The sequence below is a fragment of the Winogradskyella vincentii genome (assembly GCF_020166345.1).
Lineage (GTDB): Bacteria > Bacteroidota > Bacteroidia > Flavobacteriales > Flavobacteriaceae > Winogradskyella > Winogradskyella vincentii.
In genome coordinates this window covers 268,205-287,303 of the sequence record NZ_JAIUJS010000004.1, presented here as the reverse complement: position 1 = coordinate 287,303, position 19,099 = coordinate 268,205, and the positions used below count along the sequence as shown (strand labels likewise).

General features: G+C 32.8%; 17 protein-coding genes. 4 read left to right on the top strand and 13 right to left on the bottom strand.

From position 1 onward, the window contains the following. Window positions 1-7 precede the first annotated feature (7 nt). The 3 genes from LBV24_RS09900 to LBV24_RS09890 form a co-directional block, all read right to left on the bottom strand. On the bottom strand, window positions 8-877 hold the full coding sequence (locus tag LBV24_RS09900) for an ATP-grasp fold amidoligase family protein (protein ID WP_224478488.1): 870 nt from the start codon (window positions 875-877) through the stop codon (window positions 8-10). 176 nt (window positions 878-1,053) lie between these two features. Beyond that, window positions 1,054-1,980 carry an ATP-grasp fold amidoligase family protein gene (locus LBV24_RS09895; protein ID WP_224478487.1) on the bottom strand — a complete coding sequence of 309 codons (927 nt, stop codon included), beginning with the start codon at window positions 1,978-1,980 and terminating at the stop codon, window positions 1,054-1,056. Between the two features lie 43 nt (window positions 1,981-2,023). Then, the gene (locus tag LBV24_RS09890; RefSeq protein ID WP_224478486.1) at window positions 2,024-2,839 is read right to left on the bottom strand and encodes a 2,3,4,5-tetrahydropyridine-2,6-dicarboxylate N-succinyltransferase; all 816 of its coding nucleotides are present in this window, start codon (window positions 2,837-2,839) and stop codon (window positions 2,024-2,026) included. A gap of 391 nt (window positions 2,840-3,230) precedes the next feature. Between LBV24_RS09890 and ruvX the strand changes: the two genes are divergently transcribed. From ruvX to mazG, 4 genes are read left to right on the top strand one after another with little or no spacing between them, the layout of a single operon-like run. Next, the gene (gene ruvX / locus LBV24_RS09885) at window positions 3,231-3,644 is read left to right on the top strand and encodes a Holliday junction resolvase RuvX (RefSeq protein ID WP_224478485.1); all 414 of its coding nucleotides are present in this window, start codon (window positions 3,231-3,233) and stop codon (window positions 3,642-3,644) included. Window positions 3,645-3,682: 38 nt separating this feature from the next. Then, entirely contained in the window at window positions 3,683-4,273 is a 591-nt protein-coding gene (def, locus tag LBV24_RS09880) for a peptide deformylase (RefSeq protein WP_224478484.1), read from the top strand. Between the two features lie 10 nt (window positions 4,274-4,283). Then, a complete protein-coding gene (locus LBV24_RS09875; RefSeq protein ID WP_224478483.1) occupies window positions 4,284-4,709 on the top strand; it encodes a DUF5606 family protein in 426 nt (141 codons plus the stop codon). A gap of 2 nt (window positions 4,710-4,711) precedes the next feature. Beyond that, entirely contained in the window at window positions 4,712-5,485 is a 774-nt protein-coding gene (gene mazG / locus LBV24_RS09870) for a nucleoside triphosphate pyrophosphohydrolase (protein WP_224478482.1), read from the top strand. Window positions 5,486-5,717: 232 nt separating this feature from the next. Here mazG and LBV24_RS09865 read toward each other — a convergent pair whose 3' ends face one another. The 10 genes from LBV24_RS09865 to LBV24_RS09820 form a co-directional block, all read right to left on the bottom strand. Next, a complete protein-coding gene (locus LBV24_RS09865) occupies window positions 5,718-7,655 on the bottom strand; it encodes a DUF349 domain-containing protein (protein ID WP_224478481.1) in 1,938 nt (645 codons plus the stop codon). A gap of 78 nt (window positions 7,656-7,733) precedes the next feature. Then, window positions 7,734-8,492, bottom strand: coding sequence for a shikimate dehydrogenase family protein (locus tag LBV24_RS09860; RefSeq protein ID WP_224478480.1), 759 nt, complete (start codon window positions 8,490-8,492; stop codon window positions 7,734-7,736). Next, window positions 8,461-9,480, bottom strand: coding sequence for a DUF368 domain-containing protein (locus tag LBV24_RS09855; RefSeq protein WP_224478479.1), 1,020 nt, complete (start codon window positions 9,478-9,480; stop codon window positions 8,461-8,463). Before LBV24_RS09855 ends, LBV24_RS09860 begins: the two co-directional genes overlap by 32 nt. After that, on the bottom strand, window positions 9,481-10,449 hold the full coding sequence (locus LBV24_RS09850) for a DUF368 domain-containing protein (RefSeq protein ID WP_224478478.1): 969 nt from the start codon (window positions 10,447-10,449) through the stop codon (window positions 9,481-9,483). Between the two features lie 38 nt (window positions 10,450-10,487). Beyond that, the gene (locus tag LBV24_RS09845) at window positions 10,488-11,894 is read right to left on the bottom strand and encodes a tetratricopeptide repeat protein (RefSeq protein WP_224478477.1); all 1,407 of its coding nucleotides are present in this window, start codon (window positions 11,892-11,894) and stop codon (window positions 10,488-10,490) included. Window positions 11,895-12,047: 153 nt separating this feature from the next. Then, window positions 12,048-13,232 carry an aspartate aminotransferase family protein gene (locus LBV24_RS09840; protein WP_224478476.1) on the bottom strand — a complete coding sequence of 395 codons (1,185 nt, stop codon included), beginning with the start codon at window positions 13,230-13,232 and terminating at the stop codon, window positions 12,048-12,050. A gap of 6 nt (window positions 13,233-13,238) precedes the next feature. After that, window positions 13,239-15,032 (bottom strand): OstA-like protein, encoded by a 1,794-nt coding sequence (locus LBV24_RS09835; protein WP_224478620.1) that lies wholly within the window; start codon window positions 15,030-15,032, stop codon window positions 13,239-13,241. Between the two features lie 80 nt (window positions 15,033-15,112). Beyond that, entirely contained in the window at window positions 15,113-16,393 is a 1,281-nt protein-coding gene (locus tag LBV24_RS09830; RefSeq protein WP_224478475.1) for an adenylosuccinate synthase, read from the bottom strand. A 13-nt stretch (window positions 16,394-16,406) separates the two neighbouring features. After that, complete coding sequence (locus LBV24_RS09825; protein WP_224478474.1) at window positions 16,407-16,859, bottom strand: Fur family transcriptional regulator; 453 nt, start codon at window positions 16,857-16,859, stop codon at window positions 16,407-16,409. A 25-nt stretch (window positions 16,860-16,884) separates the two neighbouring features. Continuing rightward, a complete protein-coding gene (locus LBV24_RS09820) occupies window positions 16,885-19,092 on the bottom strand; it encodes a RelA/SpoT family protein (RefSeq protein ID WP_224478473.1) in 2,208 nt (735 codons plus the stop codon). Window positions 19,093-19,099: the final 7 nt, after the last annotated feature.

Here is a 19,099-nt window from a genome sequence, read left to right as displayed (position 1 = left end):
ACTCTAGCTAATTAATTTCTGTTATTTCTTTTTGCCCTATTTTCAATATAGGTAATTCAATGTAATCTCCGATAATTTTATTGTACTCTTCTGGTATATAATCTTTTCTTCCATCTGACGGATAAAAGGTCATCTCTCCAAAAATAGTTTTACCCTCAATAGAGTAAAAGTCAACACGAACAAAAGGAAAATCACCAGCTAAAATTTCGGATAGTTTTATCATTTCATCCATGTTACTTGGTTTTTCTACTTTTTTGGAAATACTTTTTTCTAATGAAACATAGCGAAATGGTAAAAGGTTGAGTTCAAAATCATAAAAAGCTCTTTTATGATTATCTGCTCTATCCAAGTGTACTTCTAAAAACTTTGCTGTTCCTTTAAAGCAATAAAATTTATAATCTATGAGCGACCTTTCTTCTTTGTCCTTTAAAAATTTTTCGACAATTAATCTCGGTGGCACATTTTTATAAGCCCATTCTTGCCCAATTCTATAATATTGATTTTTGCCTAACCATTTTTTAAATGATTTAAGAGCTTTAGATTTGTTAAGGTTATTTTTATCAGCCACTATCAAATTATGACTACTTGTATGAGTTGCTTTAATTACAAATTTATTAGGTAATTCATCGAATGGAACATCATTAGGTTTGTTATAAACACCATAGATTTTGTTGAGATATTGTTCACCTATCTTCTCTTTAACATATTCTCTAACGGCATATTTATCTACTAATTGAGTGAGAATTTTTGGATGATAATAAACTTTTAACCACTGAATTTTCTCATTAAACTCTTCAGGATTACTTAAGTTTAATTTTTTACCTGTGTAGTATTGATACGAAATCTTTGTGTAGATTTTTGGTGGTAACCAACGCATTTTACGTAGCTGTTTTAAGAAGAACCGATGTAATTTAATTGGCATGTTACATTATTAATTTATAAACTATAGGTTTAGTCTTCTTTCCAAAGTTTTTCCAAGTTTTGATTTGCAAAGCAAGGTACTGTAGTTGTTACACTAAATTTAAATCCGTTTGTTATACCATTTAATTCTGGTTAATATTCAATTTTTTCTAAGCTGTTTATAACTGATTTTTCACGATTGAGTTTTGGTAACTTAAAATAATCACCTATTACTTTATTGTATTCTTCTGGATAAAATTTGTTTCTGGCATCTCCAGGGTAAAATGTTAATTCTCCGAATATTGTTTTCCCATTTACAGAATAAAGATCAACTCTAACAAATGGTAGTTTTTTAGCTAACAGTTTAGCTACCTTAACCATTTCTTCAAAATTAATAGGTTTTTGTAAATCTGAAGGACTACTATTAAACTTTTTACTTTTCACAAAAGGGAGCAGATTAAACTCTAAATCATAACACCCTGATTTATGATCTTCTTCTCTGTCTAAATGGACATCTATAAATTTTGGTTCTCCATTAAAACAATAAAACTTATAGTCTGCCAAGGTATCCGTGTCATCTTCCTTTAAGAATTTTTCAATAACTATCTTTGGTTTAATATCTTTATAGGCCCATTCTTGACCTCTTCGATAGTATTGATTTTTACCCAACCATTTTTTAAACTTTTTAATTACCTTTTTCTTATCTAGATCTTTCTTGTTTTTTACAATAATGTTATGACCATTGGTATGATTAGCTTTGATAATAAAACTATTAGGTAATTTGTCAAAATCAATTTTTTCTGGACTATCATAGACTGCATAAAGTTCATTAAGGTATTTTGCACCAATTTTTTCTTCCACAAAAGACCTAACTTCATACTTGTCTGCAAGAGTGGTTAAGATTTTTGGTCTAAAATACACTTTGTACCATTCGATTTTCGCGTTAAAATCTTGAGGGTTAGCGAGATCTAGTTGATCACCAGAAAAATACTCGTAATGAATTTTTACGTAGAGTTTTGATGGTAAAAACCTCATTTTTCTCAAATGTCTTAATAAAAAACGACGAATGTTATTTGGCATTGATTTTAGAGTTTATTTTAATAAAGTATATAATTATTTAGATTTAAACAGCCACGTCATATTCCCTAAGTGCATCGTTTAGTGAGGTCTTCTTATCTGTACTTTCTTTACGCTTGCCAATTATTAATGCACAAGGAACCTGAAACTCTCCAGCATTGAATTTTTTAGTATAGCTACCTGGTATCACAACCGATCTTGCTGGTACTACACCTTTCATTTCAACGGGTTCATTGCCAGTTACATCAATAATTTTAGTACTCATTGTTAGTACTACATTGGCTCCTAATACCGCTTCTTTTTCTACTCTAACTCCCTCAACGACGATACATCTAGAACCAATAAAAGCTCCATCTTCTATTATAACTGGTGCAGCCTGTAAAGGCTCTAAAACGCCTCCGATACCTACACCACCTGAAAGATGAACATTTTTACCAATCTGAGCACAGCTACCAACTGTAGCCCAAGTGTCTACCATTGTGCCCTCATCTACATATGCACCAATATTAACATAACTTGGCATCATAATGACACCTTTAGAAATAAAAGCACCATGTCTGGCAACAGCATGAGGAACAACTCTGATACCTTTTTCTTTGTAATTTCTTTTTAATGGTATTTTATCGTGATATTCAAAAATGCCTACTTCAAACGATTCCATTTTTTGAATAGGGAAATAAAGAACAACTGCTTTTTTTACCCATTCGTTAACTTGCCATCCACCTTCAATTGGTTCAGCTACACGTAGCTTACCTTCATCAATTAGGTCAATAACATTTCTTATGGCGTCTATTGTTTGTTGCTCAGATAATAATGAACGATCATTCCAAGCACTTTCTATGGTTTTCTGTAATTCTTTCATTTAATAATCAAAATTTGTAGTGCCAAAGATAACCCTACAAATAGGCATCAGGAAAAAAAAATTAAAAAATTGTGACCTATATTAAAAAGTGGTGTCTTATTAATAATTGAATCGAGGATAATTAACTACATAGTGAGTGTATCTGAGAATTTAATTAATAGCTAATTATGAAAACTCCTCTCCCCTTTAATTGAGGAGTTTTCTTTTAAGAAGAAAGAAAAAATATTATATAAACGTGACCTGCTTAAAAATTTAGTGTCTAATTAATAATTAACGACATGATTTATTTAAATGAGGGAAATAAAATCATAACTTAATTGATAGCTAAATTAAAAACGCTTCTGTAACAAGGAGCGTTTTTTTATTCAATAAGGTTGTACATTTGCAAAATATGGGAAGAATATTAGCCATTGATTATGGGACAAAAAGAACTGGTATTGCTATTACAGACGAGCTACAAATAATTGCATCTGGACTAACAACTGTAGACACAAAATCTCTTATTTCCTTTCTAGTTGATTACGTTAATGAAGAAAAAGTAGAAAAGTTTGTGGTTGGTTTACCAAAACAAATGAATAATACAGCTTCTGAAAGCGAGATTCATATACAATCCTTTTTAAATAAACTGAATAAAGCTATTCCCAAAATACCAGTAGAAAGGATCGATGAAAGATTTACATCAAAAATGGCCTTTCAAACCATGATAGATAGTGGTTTAAAGAAAAAGCAAAGACAGAATAAAGCACTCGTTGACGAAATTAGCGCAACACTAATATTGCAAAGCTATTTGGCTTCAAATTCTTAAATAAGAATTGTACTTTTGCTCCCGTAAATAAATAAATTATGATTTTACCTATTGTTGCATATGGCGATCCGGTATTAAAAAAGAAAGCAAAGGATATTGACAAGGATTATCCAAGGCTTTCTGAATTAATTGAAAACATGTACGAAACAATGTATGGAGCTTATGGTGTTGGTTTAGCCGCACCTCAAATTGGGTTACCTGTTCGTTTATTTTTGGTTGATACGGAACCATTTGCGGAGGATGATAGTTTTTCTGAAAAAGAACAGGAGCAACTTAAAAATTTCAAAAGAACGTTTATAAATGCACAGATTCTTGAGGAAGAAGGTGATGAGTGGGCCTTTAATGAAGGGTGCTTAAGTATTCCAGACGTGAGAGAAGATGTATTTAGACAACCTAAAATTAAGATTCAATACCAAGATGAAAATTTTGAGACACGTGTTGAGGAGTTTGATGGACTCATCGCACGTGTAATACAGCATGAGTATGATCACATTGAAGGTATTTTATTTACCGATAAACTTTCCTCGTTTAAAAAACGTTTGATTAAAGGAAAGCTATCCAACATTTCGAAAGGAAAAATAAAAATAGATTATAAAATGCGTTTTCCTCTTATGAGCAGAAAACGTTAATACAAGATATATGAGTTTAGAAAAAATATTGGCAATATCTGGTAAGCCAGGATTATACGAAATTGTTACCCAAACCAGAACTGGAGCGGTTGTAGAATCGTTGCTCGATAGAAAAAGACTTACGGTTGGTGCGCATAGTAACATTAGTATATTAAGTGAAATTGCTATTTATACACTTACTGAAGAAGTGCCATTAAAGGATGTTTTAAAGAAGGTAAAAGACAAAGAGAATGGTAATCCTACTTCTATTAGCCATAAAGACGGCAAAGATGCTCTTGAAGAATATTTCTTTGAAGTATTACCAGATTATGATGAAGATAGAGTCTACGCATCTGATATAAAAAAGGTTGTACAATGGTACAACTTACTTCAGAAAAATAATCTATTAGATTCTTTAGAGTCTGAAGATGAATCTGATACCTCTGAGGAGGAATAATTATGCCTGAGAAAAGTTCACAACTTAAAGCCTTTGAACGTTTATTGATTGTAATGGATGAATTGCGAGAGCAATGTCCATGGGATAAAAAGCAAACCATGGAATCCTTACGACACTTAACAATTGAAGAGGTATATGAACTTGGTGACGCCATTTTAGATAAGGATTTAGACGAGGTAAAAAAAGAACTTGGTGATGTGCTATTGCATATTGTTTTTTATTCTAGAATTGCCAGTGAAACCAATGACTTTGATATAGCTGATGTTTGCCACAGTATTTGTGACAAGCTTATTGAACGTCATCCGCACATATATGGTGACGTTAAAGTAGATAACGAAGAGGATGTTAAGCGCAATTGGGAACAAATTAAACTTAAAGAAGGTAAAAAAAGTGTATTAGAAGGTGTTCCAAGAAGTTTACCAGCAATGGTTAAGGCCAACAGAATTCAGGACAAGGTGGCTGGTGTAGGATTTGACTGGGAGAAGCCTGAACAGGTCTTTGAAAAAGTAGAGGAGGAGTTGGCTGAATTAAAATCTGAAATTGTAAGAGGTGATAAAAATGCTATTGAGAGTGAATTTGGAGATGTGTTATTTTCAATGATAAATTATGCGAGATTTCTAAAAGTGAATCCTGAAAATGCTTTAGAACGTACCAATAAGAAATTTATAAAGCGCTTCCAATACCTAGAGTCTAAGGCAAGAGAGCTTAATAAATCCCTAAAAGACATGACCCTTTCTGAAATGGATGTATTTTGGGAAGAGGCGAAATCAATTTAGTCCTTCAGTTATAACATGAGATTAATGAAATAATCAATAATGTTAAATCTTTCTAAATATTATTATTCTAACATCCAAGACTAACATTTGTGCGTAAATACTGTAAATAAAAACATAAACGTTTTTATATTCTTAGTAGGAGATCTTAATTATTATGTAAGCGGTTGTAATTAAGATTAATTTAGTTTAGTTAGGGCAAAACCCATCTGTTAATGGCAGATGGGTTTTGATTTTAACTATACATTCCTCTGATCTTGGTCAATTTAGCTTTCCAAGTATCTAATTCTTTCTTGTGCCTATCAATATTTTTTATAACATCCTTGACCAATGGGTTGGATTCATCAACATTAGAGAAAAATTGTAGATTATTTTCTAACTGTGTTATTTCACTTTGTACCTCACCAATTCTTTTACGAATAAAGTTTTGTTCATTGTCTAATAACCTTGTGTCGTTATGATTATTAGCAAGGTTTTCTAGTTTGCTTTCAAACTTTACCATTTCTAGCTTGGCCTTATCCATTTTAAGTTTATCAAAAGCCTCATCGATTGCCTTATAGAATTTACCATCTATATAGCGTTTATTCTGTGGTACATGTCCAATGGTTTTCCATTCGGAAATTTTAGATTTTAAAGTTTCAATAAATTCTTTATTGTCTCTTTTTAACTCTAAATTCTTAATACCTTCTAACAGTTTTACTTTTTTATCAAATGCATCATACAAATGCTGATTTTCAGCTTTGCGTTGAGAATGCATTCTGTCAAAATAATGGTTGCAGGCGTTTTTAAATTGTTTCCAAACTTTGTCACTGTCTCTTCGAGGTACATGACCTATCTTTTTCCAATCGTTTTGAATTTTCTTCATAAGAGGAGTAACAACAGCAAAGTCCTCACTTTCTTTATTTTCCTCTGCAATTTTAATTAACTCCTTTTTTTTCTGAAGATTTTCGTATTGTTCTTTCTTTAGATCTTTATAGAATTGATTTTTACTTCTATTAAAATTTCTAACGGCATCTTTAAATTTTGCCCACGTGGCTTCATTTACTTTTAATGGAACTTTGCCAGCATTAAAGAAAGACTCCCTCAAGGCTTCTATCTCTCGTATTTTTTTCTGCCAAGCACCATGAGAGTTTACTTTATCTTCTGCAACTGCCTGAATATTTGCAATAATTTCTTCTTTCTTTTCTAAATTCTTTTCGTAGGCTTTATCTAAATCCGCATAATATGCTTGTCGCTTATCATGAATTGTTTTAGTTGCACTACTAAATCGTTCCCAAATTTCTTCCCTATGCTGTTTCGCTACAGGACCTAATTCTTCTTTCCAAAGTTTATGTAAAACTTGTAATTCTCTAAATGAACGATTTATATTTTCGTCTTTTGCAAGTTCCTCAGCACGTTCAATGATCTTAAGCTTCTGCTCATAATTGTGCTTAAAGTCCATATCTCGCAAATCATTATTTAGATGCAAGAAATCATAAAATCGTTCTACATGGTGATGATAAGAATTCCAAGCATTATTGTATTTATCTCTAGGGATAGGACCTGCATTACGCCATTTCTCTTGTAGTTCTTTAAAATGCTTATAAGTTGTATTTATATTTTCTTCAACATTCAACAAACCCTTTATTTCCTCAATTATACTTAGTCTGTTTTCCAAGTTTTGCTTGAGGTTTTGTTCCCTTTCTTTATAGTAAGAACTTATAGACTGTTTGTATTCTTTGTAAAGTTGGTTGAATAATTTTTTGGTATCATCAGTGTAGAAAAAGTCTATTTCATTGCCACCTTCATTAACGAATTCTTCCTTCTTCTCATCTAATAACGTGCTAAATTTCGAGTTGAATTCTGCTTTTATTTGATTAACATGCTTTGATATAGTCTGAATTTTATGGTGGTTCAATAATCTATTAAACTCAGTAACCAACTGGTCTAATGTCATAGCGTGGTAATCTTTCTCTTCTACCTCATGACGTTCTGCATTAGACTCATCTTCAGCATCTTCAGCGTTAGATGCTTCGATTTCATCAACATGTTCTTCCTTTGTTTCAGAATCATTTTCACTTGAATTGGTAGTGTCTTCTGAAACTTCTGTTTTAGTTTCTTCTTTTGGAGTAGCATCTAAAACTTCTACTTCTTTTTTTCCTTCTGCTTCTTGCAGGTTATCATTCTCAGACATATGTCAATTATTTTAATCGAATGTTAAAGATACTAACAACTCCTTGAACTACAAAGGAAATGAATGGTTTGGTCTGTATTAAGACTTATTCCAGATTTGCCAGGACTTTTCTGCTTGAATTTCTAACATTTTAAGACCATTAATTGTTGTAGCACCTTTTTCATGACCTTTCTTTAAAAATTTAGTCTGTTCTGGGTTGTAAATTAAATCAAAAAGGACATGTTTTTTAGTAATTGCCATATATGGAATACTTGGACATTGATCAATGTCCGGAAAGGTTCCTAAAGGCGTACAATTTATGATTATTTGATATTTTGAAATTATATTGTTATCCAAATCTGAATACTGATATTCTACACCCTTTTTCTTAGACCGTGAGACATATGCATATTCAATATTTAATTTTTTTAAAGCATAGGCAATTGCTTTAGATGCACCGCCAGTCCCTAAAATTAAGGCACGTTTATGATGCTTTTTTAAATGCGGACTTAAAGAGTTTTTAAACCCATAATAGTCAGTGTTATAACCTATTAGTTTATTGCCCTTAAACTGTATAGTATTAACTGCGCCAATTTTTCGAGCGCGTTTGTTCAATTTATCGAGTAAGGGAATGACTTCCTCCTTATAAGGAATGGTTACATTAAGACCCTTTAAATTCGGTGTATTATTTATTGCATTCAAAAGATCATCAATAGATTCTAAATCAAAATTTACATAGGAGTAATTAAGATTTTCATTTTCAAACTTTTTGGCAAAATAACCTCTTGAAAATGAGTAGGAAATATTCCGCCCTACTAGTCCGAATTTAAGCTTTGATTTGTCGTGTGCGTTGTCCATACCATTCTAATCCTAAAACTATAAGGATACCAAGGGCAATATAAGCAATTGCAATATAAGTTTCAGTACTTGCTTCTGGTAAAAAACGCTTATAATTCAATATGATTTGTTTACCTGTAGAATCAAGAATGTAACCACCGTTGTCATTAGTCATGTATATGGTTTCCTTCCAAGGCCATACAACACCAAGCGATCCAATTATAAAACCAATTATGGTAGCGAGTGTAATATTTTTATAATGATGTAAAATGTAGTTTAAAATATGAGAAAAAGTTACAAGACCGGTAACAGAACCTAATGTGAAAACAGCTAAAACCTTCAACATTCGTATTCTAACAGCGTCTTTTACAAAATCAAAATCTCCAGTAAAAACATCTGCAATGGTATCATAAAGAGCGTTTACAGAATCAACAAGAAGCAGAACATAATTTCCAAGGAGAATTAGAATAAATGAACCCGAAAACCCTGGAAGCGTCATTCCAGAAACGCTAATTATTCCGCAGAAAAAAACAAAAATTAAATTATCATTCTCCTTGGCAGGATCTAAAAAACTTATGCTTAATCCAACCAGAGCTCCAATGATTAGGAAAGTTAAAGTTCTTCTATTCCAGCCTTTAAAATCTTTGTTTATGTAATATATTGATCCTAAGATCATTCCAAAAAAAGTACTCCAAACATAGAGCTCATAATTTATAATTAAGTAGTCTAGAATTTTAGAAACACTAAAATAGCTGATTATCATACCAAGGAAAAGTAAGCCTAAAAACTTACCATTCACGTATCTGTAAAAACTACTGAAGCGTCCATTAAACAGCAGTCTAAATGCAGTTTTATTAACACGTTGTAATGAATAAATAAATTCTTCATAAAAGCCCGCAACAAATGCTACCACACCACCTGAAACACCAGGAACTTTATTTGCCGCTCCCATTGCCAGCCCCTTAATTACCAAAAAAACCCGATCTTTAAAGCGTCTTGTGCTTTGCATTTAAACAGTGGTTTTGTTCTTACCTAGTCTCTCTAATATTAAAATAGTCGCAAACCCGATAACGATAAATACAATTGCTATTACTAATTGATTGTCTCCTTCATAGGAAGTAGGTAATATACTTCTATCTAGTAAGGTAACTTCTTCGCCTTTAGAATTAATGCGCGTTTTTAAGATTTCTTTCCAAGGCCAAATTTTATTTAAAGAACCAACCATAAAACCGGTTAGAATTGCCAATGTGAGATTCTTTTGATGCTTGAACATCCAGTTTAAGGCTTTTGAAAATACTTTTAAACCTATAACAGCTCCGACAGCAAGTAGGATAAAATTTAAAAATGCCTCTTTAAATAAGGTCATGTCACCCTGTAAAAGGCCATCTCTTAGATTATTAATTGTGTCAATAGCAGTTTGGTAGGCACCTAATATCAATAATATAAATGCTCCTGAAACTCCAGGTAATATCATTGCAATTATTGCAATAAAACCACAAAACAATAAATAGTACGGGCTGTCTGGCGATGCAAAAGGTTCTGCCAAGGTTATATAGTAAGATAATATTGAAATTGGGATAATAGCCAGTATTACTTTTAATGACCATTTGCTAATTTGTTTAGCTATATAAATAATACTTGCTAAGACTAAACCAAAAAAGAACGACCACAATATTATTGGTTCATTATGAAGTAACCATTTAATTATTTTGGCCAATGAAAGTATACTGATTGCAATTCCAAGAAATAAAGCGAAAAGAAAACTTCCATTAATAGATTTCCAAGCTGTTAGAAACCCTTCTTTTTTCCAAACTTTAAAAAAACCCAAATTAACCTTGTCAATACTCTCAATTAATTCTTCGTAAATACCTGAAATAAATGCGATTGTACCACCAGAAACTCCTGGAACAACATCAGCTGCACCCATTGCTATTCCTTTGAAAGTTATAACAAGATAATCTATTATTCTTCGACTCATTTTATGTGAAATAGTGAGTCGCTAAGGTATGGAATTTTTTAGTTGGAAGTCTTTTTAGAATCTGAAATAATAGCTCTAACAATTGCCCTTTCATTTAACTTAGGAAACAGCTCTGCTATAATGAAATTATACTCGTAATTGAGCTGTACCGCATTTTTTAAATGAAATCTCCCTTCCTCAATTTGGTGCATTGTAAAATATAATCCAGCAAGTCTATATTCAACCTCTGCATTTTCAGGGTAGAATTCTGATGCCTGCAATAAATTATATACAGAAGCCTCATATTCACCGAGAGAAATTAGTATATCAGACCTGTCAAGCCACGTGTCTAGTTCGTAATTTCCAAGTTCTAAGCTTCGTTTGTAGCCTCGTTCTGCTTCTTCGAGAAAGTTTAAGCGTTTGTTTACAGTTGCGTAAAGTTTCCAATAGAGTACATTATCGCCATCAATGTTAACAGCTTTATTTATGTAGTAAAGCGCTTTCTGATAATCAAGACGCTTCATGTAAAACTTTGTAATGGCCAACCAACCTTTATCTAAAAGAGGATCTTCGTCAACGGTTTTTTTAAGAAACTGAATGGCCATATCATCTTCACCCAGCTTTTCGTAGCAATGTCCAATTCTTAACAATGCAAATGATGTTGGTTCATCTAGTGCTAATGTGATTTTATAGTTTTCTATGGCATCATCATATTGTTTCAGTTTTTCTAAGACCTTACCCTTTTCAATATATGCACCTACAAATGTATCATCAGAAATTATTGCAAAATCAAATGCGGCGTTGGCCTTCGCATACTCTTTTATTGCAAAATACTGTCGTCCTAATTGGTGCCATGCCACTTCACAATATGGGTGATTATCCAAGAAACTATTTAAATAGGTTATAGCCTCGGAATTCTGATTTAAGAAATCATAACAATAAATGATATTATGTAGAGCAGAATAGTCTGTCGTATCAACTTCAACACACTTTTTAAAATATATTATTGCGTTTTCAAATTGGTCCAAAAAAAGATATTCCATCCCTATAAGAGCGTACAAATCACTATCATCATCTGGTGTTTTTGATTTGTCTATTGCTAACAATAGAATTTCAATCGCTTTTTCGTGCTCATCTTGTTTAGATAAAACATTGGCCTTCTGGATATAAACTTCTTCATTGTTTGGCTCTAAGTCATTTAGCATATCCAAAATATCATTTGCTTCTTCAAATTTATTTTCGATTACTAAAATTTCAACTTGATATAATCTAAGATTTATCGAAGATGGATGCTGTTCTAGACCAAGCTTAATTGCACGCTTTGCTAGTGCAATTTTACCACTCTCAAGATAGTGGTGAATGATGTTTTCGAATTCATTGGAGTCAAAAAACAAAATGTCATTTGTTTTTAACATTGATTCAAATCTAATAAGTGAGAAATTTTCGTCGTTCTGACTATATTCCATAAGCGGTTTTAAAATTCACTGAAATAAATTTACTGTTATCATGCACTAATATTAAAGAATTAATTTATTGTTTTTAACAAATTAATTAACATTAAAATAATGCTTTAATAAGCATTATTTTACTCTTGATTTTCAATAGTTTAATAGCAAAAATTAATTATGGATAGAATCTAAAACTGAGCAGATAATTTGACAACCTTTAACAATTTCTTCGTTAGAAATAGTTAATGGAGGTGTAATTCTTATTGCTTTCGATTCAAAAAGTAACCAGAATAGTATTAATCCTTTTTCTTTGCATTTTAGAATAACTTCATTTGTAATTTCAGCATTTTCTGTAATTGCGGCAAGCATTAACCCACGCCCTCTTATTTCTTTGATCAGAGGATGAGAAAGATGGTCTCGAATTAACTTTTCTTTTTTAAGTGTTTCAGCAATTAGATTGCTATTTGTAAGCTCCGTTAATGTTGCAAAGGCTGCACTTGCAATAACAGGATTACCTCCAAATGTTGTAATGTGTCCTAATTTAGGATTATCAGTTAGGTGCTTCATCATTTCGTGAGATGCTGTAAAAGCACCAATTGGAAGTCCGCCACCCAAACCTTTGCCTGTGACCACTATATCTGGTTTGCAATTATAATTTTCAAATCCAAACATTTTACCTGTACGGCCAATACCAGGTTGTATCTCATCTAATATTAATAACGCACCTACTTCATTACACCGTTTTTGAACACTGCTTAAATACCCTTCGATAGGTTCTATAAAACCTGCACCACCTTGTATCGTTTCCAGTATTACTCCAGCTGTTTTTTCTGTAATTTGTTCAAGACACCATTCGCAATTAAAGGCGATGTGCCTAATGTCAGGTAGTAAGGGTAGAAAAGGTCTTTTACGTTCTTGATAGTCCATAAGACTTAAAGATCCCAAAGTATTCCCATGATATGAATTTTTAGCGGCAATTATTTCAGATCTTCCCGTATAACGTCTAGCTAACTTTATACTTCCTTCAATTGCCTCTGTACCAGAATTGACTAAGTAAGTTGTGTCTAAGGGTTCTGGTAGTAATTCAGCCATTTTTTTGCAAAGATCTACAGCTGGTTGTTGTATATATTCACCATATACCATTACGTGTAAATACTTATCGAGCTGTTCTTTTACAGCATTAACAACCGCAGGATGACTATGTCCTAAGGTACAAGCAGAAACACCAGCAACAAAATCTAGATGAGGATTATCATCCGAATCATAAATATAAGATCCCTTAGCATACTTTATTTCCATTGCCAATGGATGCGGTGTTGTTTGTGCTTGATATTTAAAGAAGTCGCTTACTTGCATTCTGCATTATTGACTTGATTTTTTCTTTAATCCTGCAGGTACTTTTAACTGATCTGGTGATGGTATTTGTTTGTCTTTTTTGGGTAGATTACGAGCTGCCTTATTTGGTTTATTAGGAGTGTCTTTACCAGCATTTTCAATTCTTTCGGTTACTGAATCATCAATAAACTCTTCTGGAGGTACATAATCTTTTAATCCTTTAATTACAGGTAATACCAATGGTGGGTCATCTTTAAATAAGTCATCTACAGACATAGGACGTTCCTCACCACGCCAATCAAATCCGCGTAATCGCCTACCGCTTTTTGGAAACTTTGATTCAGGATAAAGTTCTCCATCAATTTGATTTATAAATCTAACCTCTTCTATGGCCTGTTCTTTTATTTTCATATTTATGCTGCCAGATTTAGACTTTTGTATGCCAACGAGTTCATTTTCCTCATTGCGCATGTAGTAAATCATTTCAGCATTTTTAATAATATCAACATTATAAAGCTCATTGTTCTCAAATAAACCTATCAATAATTTACCTTTTACTTGGTTAAAACCTGATTCACTAATGGTGTCCTTACTAACTAAAAAGGCATTATTAAATACTTTAAGTGAATCTAATTTTTCTATTTCAACATTTGAAATTAAATGGATAGTATCACCTGTCATCTGATTGCCCATATTCCATAGAATTGGTTTTCTTTTGGTGGCAAATGCATCATTAGAACTGAAACGGTCCAAATTAATCATCTGGGTTAATCCAGTCTGATGATTGACATGTATTGAGTCTGATTTACCGGCAAGATCACTCTTGTAAAGTCTAACATTATAAAATGCTCTGGTAATTCTATTATTTTCCTTACCAGTTACCATTAAGGTATCAGCATGGATGTATACAGAATCTTGTTCTTGAACGGTTATTCCTAAGGCTCTTTTGGTTATAAAAATTGAATCTCTATCTCTCCATAGTTCGGCATAATGACCTTTTACAACACTTCTGTTTATTGTATCTGTTACTGTTATGTTATTGGTTGCGGATGCAAAATTTCTATTTCTGTCAAAATAAATACTGTCGCCTTCTACTGTTCTGTTTTCATAATCGATACGTGCATTACGCTGAAAATGTCCTCTATCAGTCTTAGTGTTATAGAATCCGCGTTCTGTATATATATTACTGTCTTCGCCAACTATTGTTGATGGGCCAAATAAATATGCATGTCCATTTTCAGTGAAGAAATCTAATCGTTCTGTGTTAAGTGTGTAATCTGGGTTTACAAGAACAACATCCTTTACAAATTGATATTTGCTCGAATTTGTATAATATCTTCCAATCTGACTTGTAATTGTACCAGAAGAGTCTCTTACTACTTTTCCTTTAGTGTTGTAGTAAGCAATCTGTCTTGTTCTATCGAAATATAATTTTTCTGTTGTTAGTACTGATTGCGGTTCTGTCAGTACAACGTCGCCTCTTGCAAATGCTAACTGTGATTTACCACTATACTCAACATATTTTGCAACCATATTTATGGAATCGCCTTGTTTCATAACAACATTGCTGAATGCCTCAATGAAATCTTGGTCCTCGTAATAAATGGCTTTGTCACACCACATGTTAACGCCCTTATGTACGAAATGAACTTGTTGTGATTTGTCTCTTAAGAATACTTTTGCTCCTTCCTCTATTTCGGAGTCTGTATAGGCAGTACCTGCATACTCTATTGTAATTTTCTGTTTTTCTTGAGAAAAACCTAGAAACAAGGTGTTTAGAAAAATTAGTAAAAGAAGTTTCTTAAAACTATTCAAAACCATAAATTTTTTACAAAATAACATTTATGTAATAGCTTTATTATAGGTTAACAGAATTTTTAACACTAAATGTTAGCGAAAAACTAAACTGTCTTTCTTACTATTGTCTGTTTACGGTCAGGCCCAACAGATACAATTGTTATTGGAATATTCAGTTCATTTTCCAAAAACACTACATAAGCATTAAATTCTGCAGGTAATTGTGAAGCCTCTGTCATTTCTGTTAGATCTTCTTTCCATCCATCCATTTCGGTATAAATAGGTGTAACATTTTCAGCTTCAATATTATACGGCAAATGTGAAATAGTTTCGCCTTTGTAGTTGTATGATGTACATACTTGCAGTTTTTTAAATCCTGAAAGAACATCGCCTTTCATCATTATAAGCTGCGTTACTCCGTTTACTTGACAGGCATAGCGAAGTGCAACCAAATCTAACCATCCGCATCGTCTAGGTCTACCTGTAGTTGCTCCAAACTCATGGCCAACACGTGCCATTGTTTCTCCATTTTCATCAAAAAGCTCAGTCGGAAACGGCCCAGAACCTACACGTGTAGTGTACGCCTTAAAAATACCGAATACTTCACCTATTTTATTTGGAGCTACACCCAAACCTGTGCAAGCACCTGCCGCAGTAGTGTTTGAAGAAGTTACAAAAGGATATGTACCAAAATCTATATCTAAAAGTGAACCTTGTGCACCTTCAGCGAGTATTGATTTCCCAGAATTTTGGGACTGATGTATAAATTCTTCTGAGTCAATAAATTTTAAACTTTTAAGAGTTTCTATCGCATCGAAGAAATCAGTTTCTAACTCTTCCAAGTCATACTGAATGTCAACATTGTAAAATGCAATCATTGCTTCATGCTTATCTGCTAATGCTCTGTATTTATCTTTCCAGTTTGAAAGTTCAATATCACCAACTCTAATTCCGTTTCTACCGGTTTTGTCCATATATGTAGGGCCAATTCCTTTTAAAGTAGAACCAATTTTAGCTTTACCTTTTGATGCCTCACTCGCAGCATCCAGCAATCGATGTGTTGGCAGAATAATGTGAGCTTTTCTAGAAATACATAATGATTTTCTGTAGTCTACATTCTGTTCGTCTAGTTTGTCTAATTCTTTTTTGAAAATTACAGGGTCTATTACTACACCATTTCCAACAAGATTGGTAGTATTATCATGAAATATTCCTGAAGGAATCGTATGTAATACGTGTTTTCTTCCATTAAATACTAAGGTATGACCTGCATTTGGTCCACCTTGAAATCTTGCAATAATATCGTATTTAGAGGTGAATACGTCAACAATTTTTCCTTTGCCTTCATCTCCCCATTGTAGTCCTAGTAGTAAATCTACTGCCATTTTAATAAATTAGTTAGTCGTCCTTATTACGTGTGCCGTAAAAATAAAGTGAATGATTATTAATTTTTATGTCGAAAACTTCTTCGATTGTCTTTTTAATAGTTTGAATGCGCGGATCACAAAACTCAATAACTTCGCCAGAATCCGTTAGAATGACATGATCGTGCTGTTTGTCAAAATAAGACTTCTCGTAATGTGCTTGACTTTGACCAAACTGATGCTTTCTCACTAAACTACATTCTAGTAATAATTCGATGGTATTGTAAAGTGTTGCCCTACTTACACGATAGTTTTTATTCTTCATTTTAATGTAGAGTGATTCTATATCAAAATGCTCTTCACTATCATAAATTTCTTGAAGTATAGCGTAGCGTTCAGGTGTTTTTCTATGACCCTTTTCTTCTAAGAATTGAGTAAAAACTCGTTTTACGATTTCCTGATTGCTTTCTTCTTTCTTTGCATTCATAATTAAGGTGCAAATTTACATAATTTTATGCTCTTGATACCTTATCAATACCATTAATTTTTTTCAACCGATCTATTAACTTTTTTAGCATTGTTTGGTTCTTAACCTGTACCGTAATCTTACCTGTAAACACTCCGTCATCACTGGTAAAACTGATGCTTTTCATATTAACATGCATGTTCTCAGAAATTAAAGTTGTAATGTCGTTAACAAGTCCTAAATTATCGATTCCTGAGAGGTTAATTTGTGAGGTATATACCTGCTGTGAGGAATCAATCCATTTAGCTGGCATTATACGGTAGGCATAATTAGATTGTAAGCTAACTGCATTTGGGCAGTTCTTTTTATGCACTTTCATACCGTCATTTATGGTTAAGAAACCAAAAACTTTGTCACCTGGTATCGGGTTACAACAGTTTGCTAATTTATAATTTAGCTTCTCTTCCTCCTGACCAAAAACCAGCATGTCATATTTAGACGTGATTTCTTCCTTGTCAAGATCTTTTGAAACCTCTGGTTTTCTAATTTTATTTTTAATGTAGCTTACAAATGCATTACTCCTCGACGAAGCAAAGGCCTTTAATTTTGTATTATCTATGGTTCCAATACCTACACGGTAGAATAGATCTAGAGATGTACTTAATTTAAAATAATTGACTAGTTCGTTCACTGAACTTTCATTCAGTGTAATCTTTAACTGTTTTAATTTACGTCTAAGAATTTCTTTACCTTCTTCAGCAATAATTTTGGTATCTGCTTTTAAAGCTGATTTAATTTTACTCCTTGCCCTTGCCGTTGTTGCATAATCTAACCAGTTAGAATTTGGTTTTGCATTTTCCGAGGTTAAAATTTCTACCCGATCACCACTTTGTAGTTTGTGACTTAAAGGGACCAATTTGCCATTCACCTTGGCTCCTCTAGTTTTCATTCCAACCTCAGTATGAATACTAAAAGCAAAATCCAATGGCGTCGCTCCCTTAGGTAATGATTTTAGATCTCCTTTTGGAGAAAAAACGAAGATTTCTTTGGAATAAAGATTTAATTTAAACTGTTCAACAAAATCAACAGCATCGGCTTCATTATTCTCTAAAGCTTCCTGAAGCTTATTAATCCATAAATCTAAATTGTCTTCCTTGACATTTTGATTTTTGTACTTGTAATGTGCAGCATAGCCTTTTTCGGCTATTTCATTCATGCGTTCGCTTCTTATCTGAACCTCGACAAACCTGCTTTTAGGACCAACAACAGTAATATGTAATGCTTCGTAACCCGTTGATTTTGGAGAAGAAATCCAATCTCTTAATCGTGTTGGGTTAGGAGTGAAGTGATCGGTTACAATTGAATATATTTTCCAAGCTAAAAACTTTTCATTCTCAAAATCGGATTTGTAAATTATTCTTACGGCAAACTTATCATACACTTCATCAAAAGAAACACCTTGCTTAACCATTTTTCTTCTTATGCTAAAAATGGATTTTGGCCTACCTTTTATTTCATAATTTAGACCCTCTTTGTTCAAAGATTTCTCTATTACTTTAGAAAAGGATTTTATATAAGCATCTTGTTCTTCTTTGCTCTCTTGCATTTTCTCGGCAATGTCCTGATATACCTCTGGTTCTGTATATTTTAAGCCAAGATCTTCAAGTTCAGTTTTAATATTGTATAATCCTATTCTATGGGCTAGAGGCGCATAAATATAAAGTGTTTCTGATGCTATTTTTACTTGTTTATCCGCACGCATTGAGTCCATTGTTTGCATGTTGTGTAAACGATCAGCAATCTTTATGATAATTACTCGTACATCTTCATTTAAGGTCAACAACATTTTCCGGAAGTTCTCTGCCTGGAGAGAAACATCCATATCTTTTTTTAAGGATGAAATTTTTGTAAGACCATCTACAATCCGTGCAACTGCCTCTCCAAAAAGTTGTTCAATATCATCAATTGTGTAATTAGGATTGTCTTCTACTACGTCATGTAGAAGGGCAGAAGCAATAGAAGTAGCATCTAAACCTATTTCTTGAGCGACTATTTTAGCAACAGCAATTGGGTGAAATATATAGGCTTCACCAGATTTTCTTCTCTGATCTTTATGTGCATCTACAGCCACATCGAAAGCCTGTCGAATCAATTTTTTATCCTCCTTGCTCAATGTTTGATAGCTTACTTTTAGTAGTTCCTTGTAAGCTTTTGCAATTGCTGCATTTTCTTTTTCTATATCCACATCAGTCATAGAACTA